General features: G+C 74.2%; 11 protein-coding genes. 5 read left to right on the plus strand and 6 right to left on the minus strand.

Annotation, left to right across the window (positions count from 1 at the left end):
* Positions 1-39: 39 nt before the first annotated feature.
* Complete coding sequence (locus ACFRAR_RS31525; protein ID WP_380702418.1) at positions 40-1,158, minus strand: hypothetical protein; 1,119 nt, start codon at positions 1,156-1,158, stop codon at positions 40-42.
* Positions 1,159-1,451: 293 nt separating this feature from the next.
* Between ACFRAR_RS31525 and ACFRAR_RS31530 the strand changes: the two genes are divergently transcribed.
* Together ACFRAR_RS31530 and ACFRAR_RS31535 are read left to right on the plus strand one after the other, a co-directional pair.
* Positions 1,452-1,679 carry a DUF1918 domain-containing protein gene (locus ACFRAR_RS31530; protein ID WP_380702420.1) on the plus strand — a complete coding sequence of 76 codons (228 nt, stop codon included), beginning with the start codon at positions 1,452-1,454 and terminating at the stop codon, positions 1,677-1,679.
* A 12-nt stretch (positions 1,680-1,691) separates the two neighbouring features.
* On the plus strand, positions 1,692-4,262 hold the full coding sequence (locus ACFRAR_RS31535) for a cation-translocating P-type ATPase (RefSeq protein WP_380702422.1): 2,571 nt from the start codon (positions 1,692-1,694) through the stop codon (positions 4,260-4,262).
* A gap of 126 nt (positions 4,263-4,388) precedes the next feature.
* Here ACFRAR_RS31535 and ACFRAR_RS31540 read toward each other — a convergent pair whose 3' ends face one another.
* On the minus strand, positions 4,389-9,077 hold the full coding sequence (locus ACFRAR_RS31540; protein ID WP_380702424.1) for a multicopper oxidase domain-containing protein: 4,689 nt from the start codon (positions 9,075-9,077) through the stop codon (positions 4,389-4,391).
* Positions 9,078-9,304: 227 nt separating this feature from the next.
* Here ACFRAR_RS31540 and ACFRAR_RS31545 point away from each other — a divergent pair, with 227 nt between their 5' ends.
* Together ACFRAR_RS31545 and ACFRAR_RS31550 are read left to right on the plus strand one after the other, a co-directional pair.
* Positions 9,305-9,970, plus strand: a complete 666-nt coding sequence (locus ACFRAR_RS31545; protein ID WP_380702426.1) for a response regulator transcription factor — start codon at positions 9,305-9,307, stop codon at positions 9,968-9,970.
* Positions 9,960-11,189, plus strand: coding sequence for an ATP-binding protein (locus tag ACFRAR_RS31550; protein WP_380702428.1), 1,230 nt, complete (start codon positions 9,960-9,962; stop codon positions 11,187-11,189). The genes ACFRAR_RS31545 and ACFRAR_RS31550 overlap by 11 nt, the downstream gene beginning before the upstream one ends.
* Here the strand turns inward: ACFRAR_RS31550 and ACFRAR_RS31555 are convergent.
* The 3 genes from ACFRAR_RS31555 to ACFRAR_RS31565 form a co-directional block, all read right to left on the minus strand.
* Positions 11,098-11,643 carry a tryptophan--tRNA ligase gene (locus ACFRAR_RS31555; protein ID WP_380702430.1) on the minus strand — a complete coding sequence of 182 codons (546 nt, stop codon included), beginning with the start codon at positions 11,641-11,643 and terminating at the stop codon, positions 11,098-11,100. The two genes, ACFRAR_RS31550 and ACFRAR_RS31555, sit on opposite strands and share 92 nt — an antisense overlap.
* Positions 11,644-11,656: 13 nt before the next feature.
* Entirely contained in the window at positions 11,657-12,223 is a 567-nt protein-coding gene (locus ACFRAR_RS31560) for a PadR family transcriptional regulator (RefSeq protein ID WP_380702432.1), read from the minus strand.
* Positions 12,224-12,306: 83 nt separating this feature from the next.
* Positions 12,307-13,263 (minus strand): formylglycine-generating enzyme family protein, encoded by a 957-nt coding sequence (locus ACFRAR_RS31565; protein ID WP_380702434.1) that lies wholly within the window; start codon positions 13,261-13,263, stop codon positions 12,307-12,309.
* 97 nt (positions 13,264-13,360) lie between these two features.
* On the opposite strand from ACFRAR_RS31565, the gene ACFRAR_RS31570 reads away from it, so the two are divergent.
* Positions 13,361-15,034 carry an FAD-binding dehydrogenase gene (locus tag ACFRAR_RS31570; protein WP_380702437.1) on the plus strand — a complete coding sequence of 558 codons (1,674 nt, stop codon included), beginning with the start codon at positions 13,361-13,363 and terminating at the stop codon, positions 15,032-15,034.
* A 70-nt stretch (positions 15,035-15,104) separates the two neighbouring features.
* On the opposite strand, the gene ACFRAR_RS31575 is transcribed toward ACFRAR_RS31570, so the two are convergent.
* On the minus strand, positions 15,105-16,037 hold the full coding sequence (locus ACFRAR_RS31575; RefSeq protein ID WP_380702439.1) for a DUF5133 domain-containing protein: 933 nt from the start codon (positions 16,035-16,037) through the stop codon (positions 15,105-15,107).
* Positions 16,038-16,181: the final 144 nt, after the last annotated feature.

The raw sequence follows: 16,181 nt of genomic DNA on the forward strand, positions 1-16,181 counted from the left end.
CGCTCCCCCGGTCCGGTGCACGCTCCCCCGGTCCGGTGCTCAGTGCAGGACGTCGAGGGCGTTGTCGGCGTCGTTGACGAAGTAGCCCGCGTCGCCGTCCAGGTCCACGGCGAGCCCGAACAGCGCGCCCGCGCCGGGCGGGGTGCCCTCGTTGTTGATCTGCTTGACCGCGACCTGCCGGCCGGCCGGGGTGGTCTCGACGATGTTCCCGTCCCCGCCGTTGACCGTCAGGATGTCGCCCCCGGGGGCGATGGCCATGCCCAGCGGGCCGTTGAGGCCGCCGCCCGAGCTGACGACCCGGCCGGTGCCCGCGCCGGCCCGCCGGTTCAGGGCGTTCGGGATGGCGGTGATCCGGCTCAGCACGGTGTCGGCGACGAAGAGCGTGCCGTCACTGCCGAGACCGACACCGGTCGGGCCGACCACCAGGGCCGCCGGGTCCGTCCGCTCGGGGAAGCCGGACCCGATCTCGGTGGTCGCCACCCGCTGCGGCGGCTGGTCGCCCTCGGTGCACAGGGTGATCCGCAGGACGGTGCCCTGGTCGACCTCGGCACCGCCGCCGGCGACCGTCCCGTTGAGGACGTTGGTCACGAACAGCTCGCTCCGCCCGCCGTCGCTCACGGCGGTCAGGTCCCACGGGCCGTTGATGCCGTCTCCCGCGATCGTCTCGCGCACCGTGCCGTGCTTGTCCAGCACCAGCAGGCAGCCGGCCTGCGCCGTGGCCGAGGTGCCGTCCGCGGTGGGGAGGCTGCCGACCACCACCCAGCCGCCGGGCAGGACGGTCAGCGCCGTGGTGAGTCCGACCCCGCCGGGGCACGGGCCGGGCAGGTGGGCCGGGTCGATGGTGGCGAAGGTGGTCGTGGTGCCGTCCGGGGTGATCTGCACCAGTGTGGTGCCGAGGCCCTGGAGGTTCGCCGAGTCGTTGAAGTTGCTGACCAGGACGTTGCCCCGGTGCAGTTCACCGGTGCTCTCCCGGATGGTGAACACCCCGTACGGGTTCACGTCGCCGTTCCCCGGAACGGTGGACGCGACGGCGGACACGGTGTTCAACCGGTCCAGGAACGGCCCGGGGCGGGCGGCGTGGGCCGAGGACGCGGCGGCGGTCAGGCCTATGGTCAGTACGGCGGTCGCCAGCGTGCTCGACAGTGCCCGAACTCTCATGTGTACGTGCCTCCTGAAGGGCGGGCCGGGCGGCCGGAACCGGCCGTGCCCGAACCCGCGAACGCGCTCAAAGCTCGAAGTGGCCCCCGGGGCGCCACGTTAGGCACGCCCGCTGCGCCCCGCCCCCCGGCTTCCGCCGAATGCCGGTCACCCCGGGTGACGGCCCAGGCGGGCAGGGCGTTCCGGCCGCCTGCCGGAATCGGCGTTCGGTGGTGCCATGGAAGGGGGGAAGGCCCGGACCGGCCTCCGGCCCGCCCCCGCACCGAGGCAGGGAGACCCGTATGAAAGCCGCCGTGGGAGACCGCATCACCGTCCGGGGCACCCACCCGAACGCGGCCCGCCGGGACGGCGAGATCGTCCGGCTGCACCACCCGGACGGCAGCCCGCCCTACGACGTCCGCTGGTTCGACGACGACCGGGTGACGGAGTACGTCCCCGGGCCGGACGCCCGGATCCACCATGCCGGCCGCGAGCCGGCGGACCCGGAGATCCCGCCCCACCCGCACCTCTTCGCCGACTGACGGGCCGCCGCCGTGACCGTCTCCACCGACTCGCGGGCCCGTGGACTGACCGGCGCCGAGGCCGCCCGGCTGCTCGCCGCACACGGCCGCAACGAGGTGGCCGCCGACCGCCGGGTGCCGCTGTGGGCCCGGGTGGCCGCCCAGCTGCGCGACCCCCTGATCACCGTGCTGATCGCGGCGGTCGCGCTGACGCTGGCCATCGGAGACCACCCCGACGCGGTGGTCATCGCGCTGGTGATCGTGGTCAACACCACCGTGGGCGTGGTCCAGGAGATCCGGGCGGAGAGCGCCGTCGCCGCGCTGTCCCGGCTCTCCGCCCCCGCGGCCCGGGTGGTGCGGGACGGCGAGCCGCACAAGGTGCCCTCGGCCGAGGTCGTCCCGGGCGACGTGGTGGAGCTCGCCGAGGGCGACATCGTGCCCGCCGACGCCCGGCTCCTGGAGGCCGCGGCCCTGCTGCTCGACGAGTCGATGCTGACCGGCGAGTCACTGCCGGTGGCCAAGGAGACCGGAGGCGCACCCGACGACGAGGTGCTCCGGGCGGGCACCGTCGTCCTGCGCGGCCGGGCCCTGGCCGCGGTCACGGCCACCGGCGCGGACAGCGCGCTCGGCCGGATCGCCACCCTGCTGCGGCCCCGGCCCGAGCCGACCCCGCTCCAGCGGCGGCTGGCCGGGCTCGGCCGGGTGCTGGCCGCGGTGGCCGTCGGTCTGTGCGTGCTGGTCTTCGTGCTCGGCCTGCTCCGGCACCAGCCGCCCGGCGAGATGGCGGTGACGGCGATCAGCCTGGCGGTCGCCGCCGTACCGGAGTCGCTGCCCGCCGTCGTCACCCTCGCCCTCGCCCTCGGCGCCCGCCGGATGGCCGCCCGCCGCGCCGTCGTCCGGCGGCTGCCCGCCGTGGAGACGCTCGGCTCGGTCACCGTGCTGGCCACCGACAAGACCGGCACCCTCACCGAGGGCCGGATGGTGGTCGAGCGCCTCTGGACCCCGCACTCCACCGCCACCGTGACCGGCCTCGGGTACGGGCCCGCGGGCGAGGTCCGGCCCGACGGGATCCGAACCGACGGGCCCGCCGACGAGGTCCGGACCGACGAGACGGAGCGGCTGCTCACCGCCGCCGTCCTGTGCAACGACGCCGCGCTGCGCCCGCCGACGGCCGGGGACACCGAGTGGCGGGCGGTCGGCGACCCGACCGAGGCCGCGCTGCTGACCGCCGCCGGCAAGGCGGGCCTGGACCACGACCGGCTGCGGGCCGACCTCCCCCGGGTCGCCGAGACGCCGTTCGACAGCACCCGCAAACGGATGAGCACCGTGCACCGCGGGCCCGGCGGCGCCCTCCTGGTCTGCCTCAAGGGCGCCCCGGAGGCCGTCCTCGACCCCCTCGTCCTCGCCGAGCCCCCGGAGCTGCTGGAGCGGGCCCGGCGGGCGGCGGCCGCACTCGCCGCCGAGGGCTTCCGGGTGCTCGCCGTGGCGCGACGGGACCTCGACCACGTCCCCGATCCGCCGGAGGCCGCCGAGCACGGGCTGCGCCTGCTCGGGCTGACCGCGATGGCCGACCCGCCCAAGCCCTCCGCGGCCGCCACCCTGGCCGCCTGCCGCCGAGCCGGCATCCTGCCCGTCCTGATCACCGGCGACCACCCGGCCACGGCCCGCGCGCTGGCCGTCCGGATCGGTCTGCTGGAGCCGTCCGCCGGGGCCGAGGCGGTGGCGACCGGGCGGGACCTCGTCACCGGCGCGGTCACCGACCCGACCCGCGCCCGGGTGTTCGCCCGCACCGACCCCCGGCAGAAGCTCGACATCGTCCAGGCCTGGCGCGCCCGGGGCGCCGTCACCGCGATGACCGGCGACGGCGTCAACGACGGCCCCGCGCTGCGGCGGGCGGACATCGGCGTGGCGATGGGCCGGCGCGGCACCGAGGTCGCCCGCCAGGCCGCCGACCTGGTCCTCGCCGACGACGAACTCGCCACCGTGGTCGGCGCGGTGGAGGAGGGCCGCCGGGTCTACGACAACATCCGGCGCTTCCTGGTGTTCGGTCTGGCCGGCGGCGCGGCCGAGATCCTGGTGATGCTGGCCGGCCCGTTGTTCGGCTTCGCCCTGCCCCTGCGCGCGGGCCAGATCCTCTGGATCAACCTGCTCACCCACGGCCTCACCGGCGTGGCGATGGGCGCGGAGCCGGTCTCCCCCGGCGCGATGTCCCGGCCGCCGCGCCCGCCGGACCAGCACATCCTCGGCTCCGGCGTGTGGCAGCGGGTGCTGCTGCTCGGCCTGGCCCTCACGGCGGCCGCGCTCGGCGCGGCCCTGTGGGCGCGCGACGGGGACCGCCCCTGGCAGACCGTCCTGTTCCTCGCGCTGCTGATCGGCCAGCTCGGCTCCGTCCTGGGGCTGCGCGAGCGGCTGCTGACCCGTGCGAACCCCTTCCTCCCGCTGGCCGTCCTCGCCTCCGCCGGGCTCGCGGCGGCCGCCCTCTACCTGCCCTTCCTCCGCGACCTGCTGGACACCGTGCCGCTCGCCTGGGCCGACCTGCCCGCCCCCGTGCTGGCCGGTGTCGTCGGCTTCGCGGTCGCCCGGCTGCGCACGCGGCCGATCTGACCGTCGGGTCCGCCCGCACCGGGAGGCACGGCGGGAGGGCCCGGCCCTCCCGCCGTGCGCGGTCGTTCAGCCGCGTCCGGGTTCCCGTGCTCCCGGCGTCACGGTGCCGGCGTCACGGTGCCGGAGTCACGGTGCCGGCGTCACCTGGAGCGGGTCCGACACCGACTTCACCGTCATGCCGGGGAACTCCCCGCCGTAGCCCACCGTGTTGAGCGCGACGACCCGGTAGAGGTACGGCGCGGCCACCGAGGCCGTCAGGTCGACGAAGGAGCGGGTCCCGTGGGTGTTCGGCTGGTCCAGCGGCGAGTCGACCGTGCCGACGTCGGCCCAGGTGGTGCCGCCGTCGCTCGTCCGCTGGACGACGAAGCCGGTCTCGTTGATCGAGTTGTCCTGCCAGTCCAGCCGGATCCGGGCGCTGCCGCCCGTGCCCATGACGGTCGCCGCCAGCCCGCTCGGCTTCGTCGGCGGCAGCGCCAGCAGTTGGGGACGCATCATGTCCATCTCCTCGTGGCTGAGGATGTGGCAGTGCAGGACGTACTCCCAGCCGAAGTTCACCAGCCTGTTGGTGATCGCCGCCGTCGGATTGCCCTGCGGATCGGTGTTGTTGAACATCGACGTGCCACCGGCGGGCATCGTCGGGTCCAACAGCCTGACGGAGTTGGGCACTTCGAACGGCACCGTCGGCACGATCGGGCGCAGCGCGACGATGGTGTCCTCCAGTGGGCTCATCCGCACCGTGTCCTTCCAGCCCAGTTCGTTGGCGTCCGGTTTGATCACGATGTTGTCCCAGGTCACCCGGTTGAGGACCTGGACGTCGTACAGGTGGAAGTGGATCGGGTGGGTGTCCACCCCGTTGTGGGTGAACCGCCAGATCTGGGTGCCGTCCTCGGCGGTGCTGATGGGCGTCACCTTCGTGTCGGCCCTGGGCAGGTTCGTGCCGTCGATCAGCTCGGTCGGCGGGTTGATGTACGGGTACAGCGTCACGTTCTGCGCGCCCGGCGTCGGCGGCGAGGCCTCGACGCCGAGGTTGGTCGACATCCGGCCGTAGTCGTCGAAGGTCGACGCGTTCATCTCGTCGTGGATGGCCTTCGGTTGCAGCGGCATCGCCGTCTTGGTGTTCGGCGCCCTGAGCGTGTTGAAGCCGAACGTCGCGGTGTCGTTCACCCGGACCAGGCCGTCGCAGGCCTTGACCGGGCTGTTCTTGACGTTGCAGTTGCTGCCGGCGGAGAAGCCCGTGCCGTACGCCGAGTTGTAGGCCGCCTGGCCGACGATCACCGGGTTCTGCCCGGACTCGAAGACGCCCGAGCCGTCCGCGTGGTGCTTGAAGGCGGCCTGGAGCTTCGCCAGGTTGAACGTCGGGGCCGGTGCCGTGTCCGCGATGGTCACCTGCATCACCGTACGGGTGTTGGGCCCGTACCCCGGCAGGGTCGTCGGGGCGCCGCCGGCCCCGGTGAGGTCGGGCGCGCCCGTGTAGTAGTCGTACGACGAGACGCGCGCGGGGAAGGCCGCGGGCGCGTCGTTGTAGAGGATGAGCGTCTTGCCGGCGAACTTCGAGAAGTCCACCAGCACGTCGGCGCGTTCGGCCGGCGCGACGGTCAGCGAGTGCTTGTCCACGTTGCCGACGTCGAAGCGGGTCGGGTCGGTGATCCAGGTCGTCGGCTGCTGGCCGTCGATGACGGCCGGGGCCGGCAGGAAGCCGCCCTCGTTGGCGATCTGGATCCAGTCCGGCCCGGCGGCGTCGTCGTTCGCGCCGGCCGGGGTGGGTGACACGTTCGGGTCGGTCTGCGCGGCCGCCAGCTCGTCCGCGTTCAGCGCCACCTCGGTCGTGCCGTCGCCCTGCTTCGGATCCGCCTTGTACCACTGGAAGTTGAAGAACCGGTCGTTCGCGGCGTTGAGCAGCCGCAGCCGGTAGGTCTTCGGCTGGAGCGTCACCTTCGGGTAGGCGACCCCGTTGACGATCGGCGTGTCGTTGAACTGCTCCATGCCCATCGAGACGTTCGGTGTGCCGGGGATCTGCTCCGGCTCGCAGTACGGGGCACTCCGGTACTGCCAGGTCGACGGGTCGTCCAGCTTGCACGTCGGGTCGTGGTAGGGGTTGGCGATCGGCCCGTACTTGGTGGCCCCGGCCGGCGGCCAGAACCACGGTCCGTACATCCAGCGCCCGTACGAGCTCATGCCCGACGGGTCGCCCGGGTTCTGGGCCGGCATGTAGACGTGGTGGTACCAGAAGCTGCCCTTGCCGCCCCAGCGCCCGGTGTCCCAGGTCGGGTCCTGGCCGTAGGCGACGGTCCTGCCCTCGGCGTCCTTGCGGTCCTTGAGCTGCTCCTCGTCCGGCACGAAGGTGCGGTCCTGGACGAGCAGCGGGATGGTGTCGGCCGCGCCGGGGACCGTGCCGCTGCCGACCAGCGCCTTCTCGGTGTCGTCGGTGATGGTGTAGCCGGCGGCCTCGCCCGCGTACACGTTCAGCCGGGTGATGCCGTAGCTGTGGTCGTGGTAGAACATCAGCCGCGCGCTCTGCTGGTTGGTGTAGTAGAAGGTCGAGCAGCCGTCGTCCTTCGCGGCGCAGAGCGTCGCCCCGGTGCCGTCCACCATGTCCGGCACGTTCTGCACGCTGACGCCCTGCGGCCACTCCGTGTTCTCACCGGCCGGGGTGATCCACTGGTGCGGGGTGCCGTCGCTGATCCACGGCGTGACGCCGCCGTGCAGGTGCAGCGTGGCCCGGTTGTCCGGGAAGCAGCCGGCCTTGCCGTGGGTGCACGCGGGGTTGCGCACCTCGTCCGTGACGGTGCCGTCGTTCTTCGGCGCCGGCATCGTCATCGGGACCATGCCGGCCCCCATGCCGCTGCCGTCCACGGGCAGGAAGAGGTCGCCGTCGGCGCCCTTCGGCAGCAGGTTGCGGAACACCACCCGCACCGGCCGGTCCTTGGTCGCGGCGATGAGCGGGCCCATCCACTGCGGCGAGGTCACCCCGGTGTACGGCAACGGCTGCCGGGTGCCGTCCATCAGCTCGTTGTAGAGCGGGACCTTCCGGCCCGGCACCGCGTCCGTCGACAGCTGGACGTAGCCGCGCACCAGGGTCGGCGGCAGGTCGGAGGAGAACCGGGTGAGGTACTGCACCAGGCCGATGACGTACTCGTCGGCGGGCTTGCCGCCGGTGGTGACGGACTCCGGCACGGCCACCGGGACGAACTTCTCCGAGGGCTTGGTGGAGGGCGCCCGCAGCTGCGGGACGTCCGGGCAGCCGGTGCCGTCCTTCCCCGGGTCGCAGGTCAGCGGCAGGGTGTCCTGGAACTTCTTCATCCCGACCGTGAGGTAGCCGGCCCCCGGGCCGGTGACCTCGATCCCGCTGATCGCCCCGGTGTCCGTCACGGCCGTCGCCGTCGCGCCGGAGCCTCCCCGGCCGGTCGGGTCGGTGACGGTGACGGCGGGTGCGGCGGTGTAGTCGGAGCCGATCCTGTCCACGGTGACCGCGACCAGCTTCAGGCTCGCGGTGGCCGTCGCCTTCGTCGCGCCGTTGACCGGGTCGGCCGGCGTCCCGTTGCGGATCACGACGCCGGGTGCGGCGCCGTAGCCGCTGCCCGGCTCGTCCACGGTCACCTTGGTGACCCTGCCGTCGGCGGTGAGGTCGGCCGGATCGACGTGCCCCTTGGCCGCCGTGCCCTTCGGGTCGTCGGGCAGGTCGAAGTCGACCGTCGGCATGGTGTAGCCGGCCCCGCCGTCGGTGACCGCCACGGCGTCCACCCCGCCGGAGGCCGTCGCGGTGGCACCGCTGCCGCCTCCGCCACCGATGGCGGCCGCGAAGCCGCCGTAGCCGCTGCCGCCCGCGTCGACGGCGACCTCGACCACGGCTCCGGTCGCCTTGACGGTGGCCTTCGCGGTGGCCGCCGTGCTGCCGCCGTCGACGGTGACCGAGGTCGCGCCCGCGACGTAGTGGCGCCCCGGCGAGGTCACCTCGATGCCGGTGATGCCGCCGGTCTTCGGGTCCACGGTGGCCGTCGCCGTGGCGCCGGTCCCGGTGGCCGCCGGGACGACCTGCGCCCCGAAGGAATACCGCCGGTCCTGAACCGGGTGGCGCGGGTAGGGCGCCGAGCCCAGCGTGACCGTGCCGCCCGCGGCCGGGGGCACGCCGACCGGCGGGTTCGTGACGCCGTCGACGCCGGCCGGGTACAGGAAGGCGTCGGTGGCCGAGGCGACGCCGGTGTCGACCGGGACGCCCTGACCGTAGAAGCCGATGACGTCACCGGCCCGCACGGCGACGTCGGGGACGTCGTACGTCGCGATCTCGCCGGACGCCGAGGCCGGCTTGGGCACCGTCTTCAGCCCGCTGTCGGCCACCACCGTGTACGTGTCCGGTGCGCCGGTGGGCCGCAGCACGTAGGCGTGGAAGAGACCGCCCTCGGACGTCGAGGGACTTCCCGCCGGCTTGGCCTGGTTCCAGGTCCGGAATCCCTTGAGGGTGCCGTCGGGCAGCGGAGAGCCGCCCAGGACGACGAGCACCGGGCCGAGCACGCCCGGCGGGGTCGCGTAGTCCGTCGCGTACGCCCGGTCGACCAGCGGGTTCCCCACCGTCATCGCCGTGGACGCGATGGTCACCTTGGCCTTCGACTGGGTCAGCGGGCTGTTGGCCCAGTTCCCCCACGGGCCGAAGTAGTGGGGTGCCTTGGTCTCGTCCGTCGCACCGGCCGACCCGCCCGCGGCGGCGGCCTCCTGCACCTGTCGGAGCGGCGACGGCGACAGCCCGAGCAGGGCCGCCACCATCGTCCCGACGCCGACCAGGGCGATGGCGCGCCGTCTGCGCCGCGCCGACGCTCTCATTGCCTGTGTGGTGAACACACCGTTCCTCTCCCCTTGGCGGTCTGCCCCCGCTGCGCGCCCGGGTGACGCGCGCGCGACAAGCTTGTGGCCGAACCATCCGGAGCGGGGCGAAGATGACAGGCCTCTCATCTGACTGTCATGACCGGTGGGGCGCTTATAGGATGCGACCCGGCCGCGGCTGGCAGCCCCGGGGGCAGCGGCGGCAGGGGAGGAGACAAGGACCCACCATGGCCCGGCTGTTGGTCGTCGAGGACGAGGCGCGGCTGCGCACCTACCTCAAGCGCACCCTGGAAGCGGACGGTCACGTCATCGACGACGTGGGGACCGGACCGGACGCCGTACAACGGCTGCGGGAGGGCGAGTTCGACCTGGTCGTACTCGATCTCATGCTGCCGGGGTTCGACGGCTTCGAGGTGATGCGGCGCGCCTTCGACCGGCGGCCCGACCAGCGGATCCTCGTCCTGTCCGCCGTGATGGACGTCGCCACCCGGGTCCGCTGCCTCCGGCTCGGGGCCGTCGACTTCCTCGGCAAGCCCTTCGCGACCGCCGAGTTGGTGGAACGCGTCCGGACCAGGCTCCGCGCGCCCTCCACCGGAGCGTCCCAGCGGTGGCTCCGGGTCGGGGCGGCCACCCTCGACCTGGAACGGCAGGCGCTCGGCCTCGCCGGAAAGCAAGTTCCCCTGTCGCACCGCGAGTTCATGCTGATCGGCCACCTGATGCGGCGGGCCGGGGAGGTGTGCAGCCGGCGTGAGCTCCTGGCGAGCGTCTGGGGCCACACCGACGACCTCGGGAGCAACGTGGTCGACGCGACGGTCCGCCGGATCCGCGGCAAGGTGCCCAGGCCGGTCATCGAGACGGTGCGCAACGTCGGGTACGCCTTCAGTGCCGGCTGAGCCCGGGCGCGGGCGGCGGGGGCGGCTCGGGTGGGGGCGGCGGGGGCGGCACGGGCACGGGCGGCTGCTCTTCACCGGCTGGGTCCTGTTCGCCGGGGTGAGCCAGCTGCTGCTGTTCGTCGAACCCGCCCTGGAGACCCTCTCGTTCCACCTGGTGTGGATCAGCATGTCCGTCGTCTACGGCCTGCAGAACTGGTCGGCCCGGCGCACCTCGGCCGTGCTGATCGCGGTCACCCTGGTGACCGGTGTCACGCTGGGCCGGTTCGTCGCCGAGGGCCACGCCGAGTGGGACGAACTCGCCGAGATCCCACTGATGGCGCTGGTCTTCCTCAGCATGGTCTGGCACGTCCGCCGGCGGGCCGCCGCCCTCGCGCAGACCCGGAGCCTGGCCGAGCGCGAGCGCCGCGCGCAGGAGGTCAAGGAGCTGTTCGTCCGCAACTGCTCGCACGAGATGCGCACACCGATCACGGTGGCCCGCTGCTACGCGGAGATGGTCCGGGGCGAACTGCCGACCCAGGAGAGCAGGGACGACCTCGACGTCGTGGTGGACGAGCTGGACAAACTCGGCCGACTCGCCGGGCGGCTGCTCGTCCTGGCCGACGCCTACGAGCCCGCCACCTTCGAGTGGGCCCCGGTCGACCTCGGCTCCCTGCTGCGCCGGACCGCCCAGCGGTGGCGCCCGGCCTCGGACCGCGACTGGCTCCTGGACGCACCGCCCGCCGTCCTGGTCGAGGGTGACGAGTCCCGGCTCGAAGCGGCCCTCGACGCGCTGGTGGAGAACGCCGTGAAGTTCACCGTGGACGGGGACACCATCGCACTGCGCTGCCGCGCGACCCGCGACGGCGCCGTGGTCGAGGTGGCGGACACCGGCATCGGCTTCGCCCGGTCACGGGCCGACGACGACGGCGACCGGCCCCGGTCGTCGGGCCGGCCCGGCACCGGGCTCGGCCTGGCCATCGCGCGCGCCGTCCTCGACGGCCACGGCGGCGCCCTCACCGTGGTCTCCGAACCGCCGGGCGGCTCGCTGCTGCGGATGACGCTGCCGCCACGCCCCCCGGCGCACCGACAGGTGCCGGGGCCGTCGGCGCCGCACGCGGACCAGGTCGAGCCGCCCCGAGGCGGAGAGCTCAGGCCAGGCCGGCCAGGGCGATGGCCTCGGCCAGACGGTGCTCGGACCGCTTGCGCGCCCGCTCGGCGCCCTCCCGACGGATCCGGGTGAGTTCGGACCTGTCCTCCAGGAGCGCGAGCGCGCGCTCGCGGACCGGGCCGAGGGTGTCGATGACGGCCGTGCCCACCGCCTCCTTCAGGTCCCGGTAGCCGCCGATCCCCTGGGCCGCGTCCTCCGGCGTCGTCCCCCGGCACGCGGCCAGGATGTCGAGCAGGTTGGCGACGCCCGGCTGTTCGACGGCGTCGTAGCGCACCTCGTTGCGGCCGTCGGTCACCGCGCGCGCGAACTTGCGGCGGATCACCTCGGGTTCGTCCAGGACGAACACGATGCCGTGCGCCTCGGAGCCCGACTTGGACATCTTCCGCGACGGGTCGCTCAAGTCCCGTACCCGTGCCCCGGCTTCGGGGAGCACCGCTTCGGGAACCACGAACACCTCGCCGTAGTCGGTGTTGAAGCGGCGGGCCAGCGTGCGGGCCAGTTCGACGTGCTGGATCTGGCGGCGCACCGGGGCCGCGGGCTCAGCCGCCGAGCCGCGCCTCCAGGCGGGCCTTGGTGAGCTGGAGCCAGGCGATGTACGACGCCCCGAAGGCGTAGCCGTGCTCGTGGGCCATGGTGTGGACCTCGCGGGCCCAGTCGGCGTCGAGTTCGGGGATCTGCGGGTCGTACGCGCCGGGCAGCGGCATGGCGGCCGAGCCCTCGTGCTGCTCGAGCCGGTACGCCAGCTCGGCGTTGACGACGTCCAGGGCGATGTCGGGGCCGAGCTGCCCGGCGAAGAAGAAGCGCAGGGTGAAGTCGGGGTCCTTGGCCCGCGGTGCCGGTTCGAAGGGGGACCGCGCCCACTCCAGGAAGGCCGCGCGGCCGTCCTCCGTCAGCCGGTACACCTTGGCGTCCGGCCGGCCCTCGCGCCGGTCGACCTCGAAGGCCACCCAGCCGCGCTCCACCAGCGTGGCCAGCCGCCGGTAGATGTGCGGGAGCTGCACCCGGTAGCCGGTGTACCGGCCCGGTCCGTCCATCCAGCGGCGCAGGTCGTAGCCGGAGAGGCGGCGCAGGGTCAGCGCCCCGAGGATCACATGGTCGAGCTGCATGGGTGGCACCTATGTTTCCGGGAACTCATGGGCGACAGGTCTGCCCGCTGCCGGAGGGATGCCGGGACCCTCCCCGCGGGTCTTCACGCGTCCGCGGCCAGCCGGAAGCCGGCGTGCCCGCTGGAGCTGTCCGGGCTGTTCGCCGTGCGGGCGGCCACCCGGTAGCGGTTGCAGTAGGACTTGTGGCACATGTGGGAGCCGCCGCGGATGACCTTGTCGGTCCCGCCGGCCGGGCCGGCGGGGTTGACCAGCGGGCGCTCGGCCGGGTGGTCGGTGGTCCACCAGTCGGCGCACCACTCCCAGACGTTGCCGGACACGTTGTACAGCCCGAAGCCGTTGGGCTCGAAGGCGTCGACGGGGGCGGTGCCGCGGAAGCCGTCGGCCGCGGTGTTCCTGGCGGGGAAGGTGCCGCGCCAGATGTTGCAGCGGTGCTCCCCCGCCGGGTCCAGCTCGTCGCCCCAGGGGTAGCGGACCTGCTCCAGGCCGCCGCGCGCGGCGTACTCCCACTCCGCCTCGGTGGGCAGCCGCTTGCCCGCCCAGGACGCGTACGCCGCCGCGTCGTTCCAGGACATGTGGACCACCGGGTGGTCGCCCCGCTCCCCGACCTCGCTGCCCGGGCCCTCGGGGCGGTTCCACGCGGCGCCCCGCACCCCGCACCACCAGGGCGTGCGCTCGGGGCGCGGGGCGCCGCGGCGCAGCGCGGCGGGCAGGAAGGAGGCGAAGACGTAGGACCAGCCGATGCGTTCGGCGTCGGTGCGGTAGCCGGTGTCGGCGACGAACGCGGCGAACCGGTCGTTGGTGACGGCACGGGAGTCGATCCGGAACGGGTCCAGCCGCACCGGGCGCACCGGGCCCTCCCCGTCGCCGGGGAACCCCTCGGCGTCGTCGGTGCCCATCAGGAACTCGCCGCCGGGCAGCAGCACCATCGCGTCGTCCTCGGCGGCGGGCCGGCGCGGCGACGGGAGCGGCAGCGCGACCGCGGCCGTCGTCCCTCCCCCGGACGGCATGCAGCAGCGAGCGGGCGCGGTGGGGTCGGTCATGCTCGGGGTCCTCCCGTGCCGGCCGGGGCCTATCGCCTCCGGAACTCGTGTTCTAACGTACATAGCCCCACGACCCCCGGCCAAGGGAAGGCGCCCCATGGACACCGATGTCATCGTCGTCGGAGCCGGTCTCGCCGGCCTCGTCGCCGCACACGAACTGACCTCCCGGGGACGCCGGGTGGCCCTCGTCGACCAGGAGAGCCCCGCCAACCTGGGCGGCCAGGCGTTCTGGTCGTTCGGCGGACTGTTCCTCGTCGACTCGCCCGAGCAGCGCCGGCTGGGCGTCAGGGACTCCGTCGAGCTGGCCTGGAACGACTGGCGCGGCAGCGCGGGGTTCGACCGGCTCGACGACGAGGACTCCTGGGCGGAGCGCTGGGCCCGGGCCTACGTCGACTTCGCGGCCGGCGAGAAGCGCGGCTGGCTCGCCGGTCACGGCGTCACCTTCCTGCCGACGGTGGGCTGGGCCGAGCGCGGCGGCCTGCGTTCGGATGGGCACGGCAACTCCGTGCCCCGCTTCCACGTGGCCTGGGGCACCGGGCCCGGCGTCCTGCACCCCTTCGTCCGCAGCGCCCACCGGGCCGCCGCGGCCGGCCGGCTCACCTTCCACCACCGCCACCGGGTGGACGAACTGCTCGTCGACGGCGGGACGGTCCGGGGTGTCCGCGGCGCGCTGCTGGCCGTCGACGACGCCCCGCGCGGCGCCGCCACCAACCGCGACGTCACCGGCGAGTTCGAACTCGCCGCCCAGGCCGTCATCGTCACCACCGGCGGCATCGGCGCCAACCACGACCTGGTACGGCGCCACTGGCCCCGCCGGCTGGGCAGTCCGCCCGCGCACATGGTCACCGGCGTCCCGGCCTACGTGGACGGCCGGATGCTCGACATCAGCGCGGACGCGGGCGCCCGGCTGGTGAACCGCGACCGCATGTGGCACTACACCGAGGGCCTGCACAACTGGGACCCGATCTGGCCCGGCCACGGCATCCGGGTGCTGCCCGGCCCGTCCCCGCTGTGGTTCGACGCCCTGGGCCGGCGCCTGCCGGACCCGTGCCTGCCCGGCTATGACACCCTGGCCACCCTGCGCCATCTGCGCACCACCGAGGACATAGCCGGGTACGACCACTCCTGGTTCGTCCTCACCCAGAAGATCATCGAGAAGGAGTTCGCGCTCTCCGGCTCCGAGCAGAACCCCGACATCACCGGCAAGGACCGCGCCGCCGTCCTGCGCAGCCGTCTGGTCGGCAGCGGCGCGCCGGCGCCGGTCGAGGCCTTCAAGCGCAACGGTGAGGACTTCGTCGTCGCCCGCACCCTCGACGACCTCGTCGCCGGAATGAACCGGCTGACCGCCGAACCGCTGCTCGACCCGGTGGCCCTCCGCCGCCAGATCGAGGCCCGCGACCTGCAGACCGCCAACCCCTTCAGCAAGGACTCCCAGATCCAGGGCATCCGCAACGCCCGCCGCTACCTGGGCGACCGACTCGGCCGCGCCGCCGCGCCGCACCGCTTCCTCGACCCCGCCCACGGTCCGCTCATCGGTGTGAAGCTCCACGTCCTCACCCGCAAGACGCTCGGCGGCATCCAGACCGACCTGGACTCCCGCGCCCTCGGCCGGGACGGCAACCCCGTCGAGGGCCTCTACGCGGCCGGCGAGGTCGCGGGCTTCGGCGGCGGCGGGGTGCACGGCTACAACGCCCTCGAAGGCACCTTCCTCGGCGGCTGCCTCTTCAGCGGGCGCCAGGCCGGTCGCGCCGCCGCCCGGCAGGTGGGCTGAACGGCTGAACCCGCGCTGAACGGCTGAACGGCCGGGCGTCCGGCCGCCGACCACGAACCGCCACGAACCGCTATGAACCGCTCCGGCCGTCGCCCGCGGGCGGCGGCCAGCCGTCGGCGGCGAGCCTGCGGGACACCGTGTCGAGGTCCGTGCCCAGCTGCTGGGCGGCCCGGACGAGCAGATTCAGCGCGGCGTGCGGGGGGACGCCGAAGCGCTCCGCGGTGATGCCGATGGCCAGCCCGGTGGCGTGCCGGCGGTCGAGCAGGTCGGCCACCGCCCTGGCCAGCGCGAAGCGGTCCAACGCGGCCGAGGCCTGGAGGGCGAGCGCCTCGACCAGCCCGAGGGCCGGGGTGCCCGGCTCCACCGGGGTCCGCAGGTACGCGCTGAAGGCCGTGCAGCCGTGCGGGTGGGTCCGCAGGTGCGCGCTGGCCACGGCCCGCACGCCGCAGCGCCGGGCCCGGTCGGCGAACCGGCCGGGGCGCCCCGGGTCCAGCCGGACCACGACCTGCCCCTCGCCCTGGCGGCGCACCCTGGGCAGCGGGCCCGTCCCCGCCTCGCCCTGCGCGCGTTCCAGGGCCAGCAGGTACGAGGAGCTGGCCGCGAAGGTCTCCACCGAGCCGTCGTCGTGCCAGGTGCTCACGGCGGCGCCCACGCAGTCGGGGACCGCGACCCTGGTCAGCTGCACCACGTCGTGCAGCGTCGGGGTGGAGCCGGACCGGTGCTCCCGGGCCGCGAGTTCGCCCAGCTCGGTCAGCAGCGCCGCGTGGGCCCGTTCGGCGGACGGGCTTCCGTCCGCCGGCCCACCGGGACCCGCCGGCCCGTGGCGCTCCAGCAGCGTCCGGGCCCGGGCGACCGCGCGGACCGCGTCGGCCTCCCCGGTGTAGATCCCGATCGTGTAGCAGACGTCGCGCAGCCGCTGCCGGGCCTCCGGCGAGCGGGACGGGGACAGCGCCTCGTACTCCGCGACGAGTCGGCCGAGGGCCGCGACATCCACCATGGGCATGATGACCTCCGGGTTTTCCGGACAGTATGCGTCCGATCACCCGTGGGCACCGCACCTCCGGGCCGGGGAAGCGGCGAGGACACCGCCGGCCCGGCCGGGGCCGGCGGCCGTCCGGTCGTGGTGCGGGCGTACGGCCGGTCGGAG

This window comes from Kitasatospora sp. NPDC056651 (assembly GCF_042792155.1).
In the GTDB taxonomy this organism is placed as follows: Bacteria; Actinomycetota; Actinomycetes; order Streptomycetales; family Streptomycetaceae; genus Kitasatospora.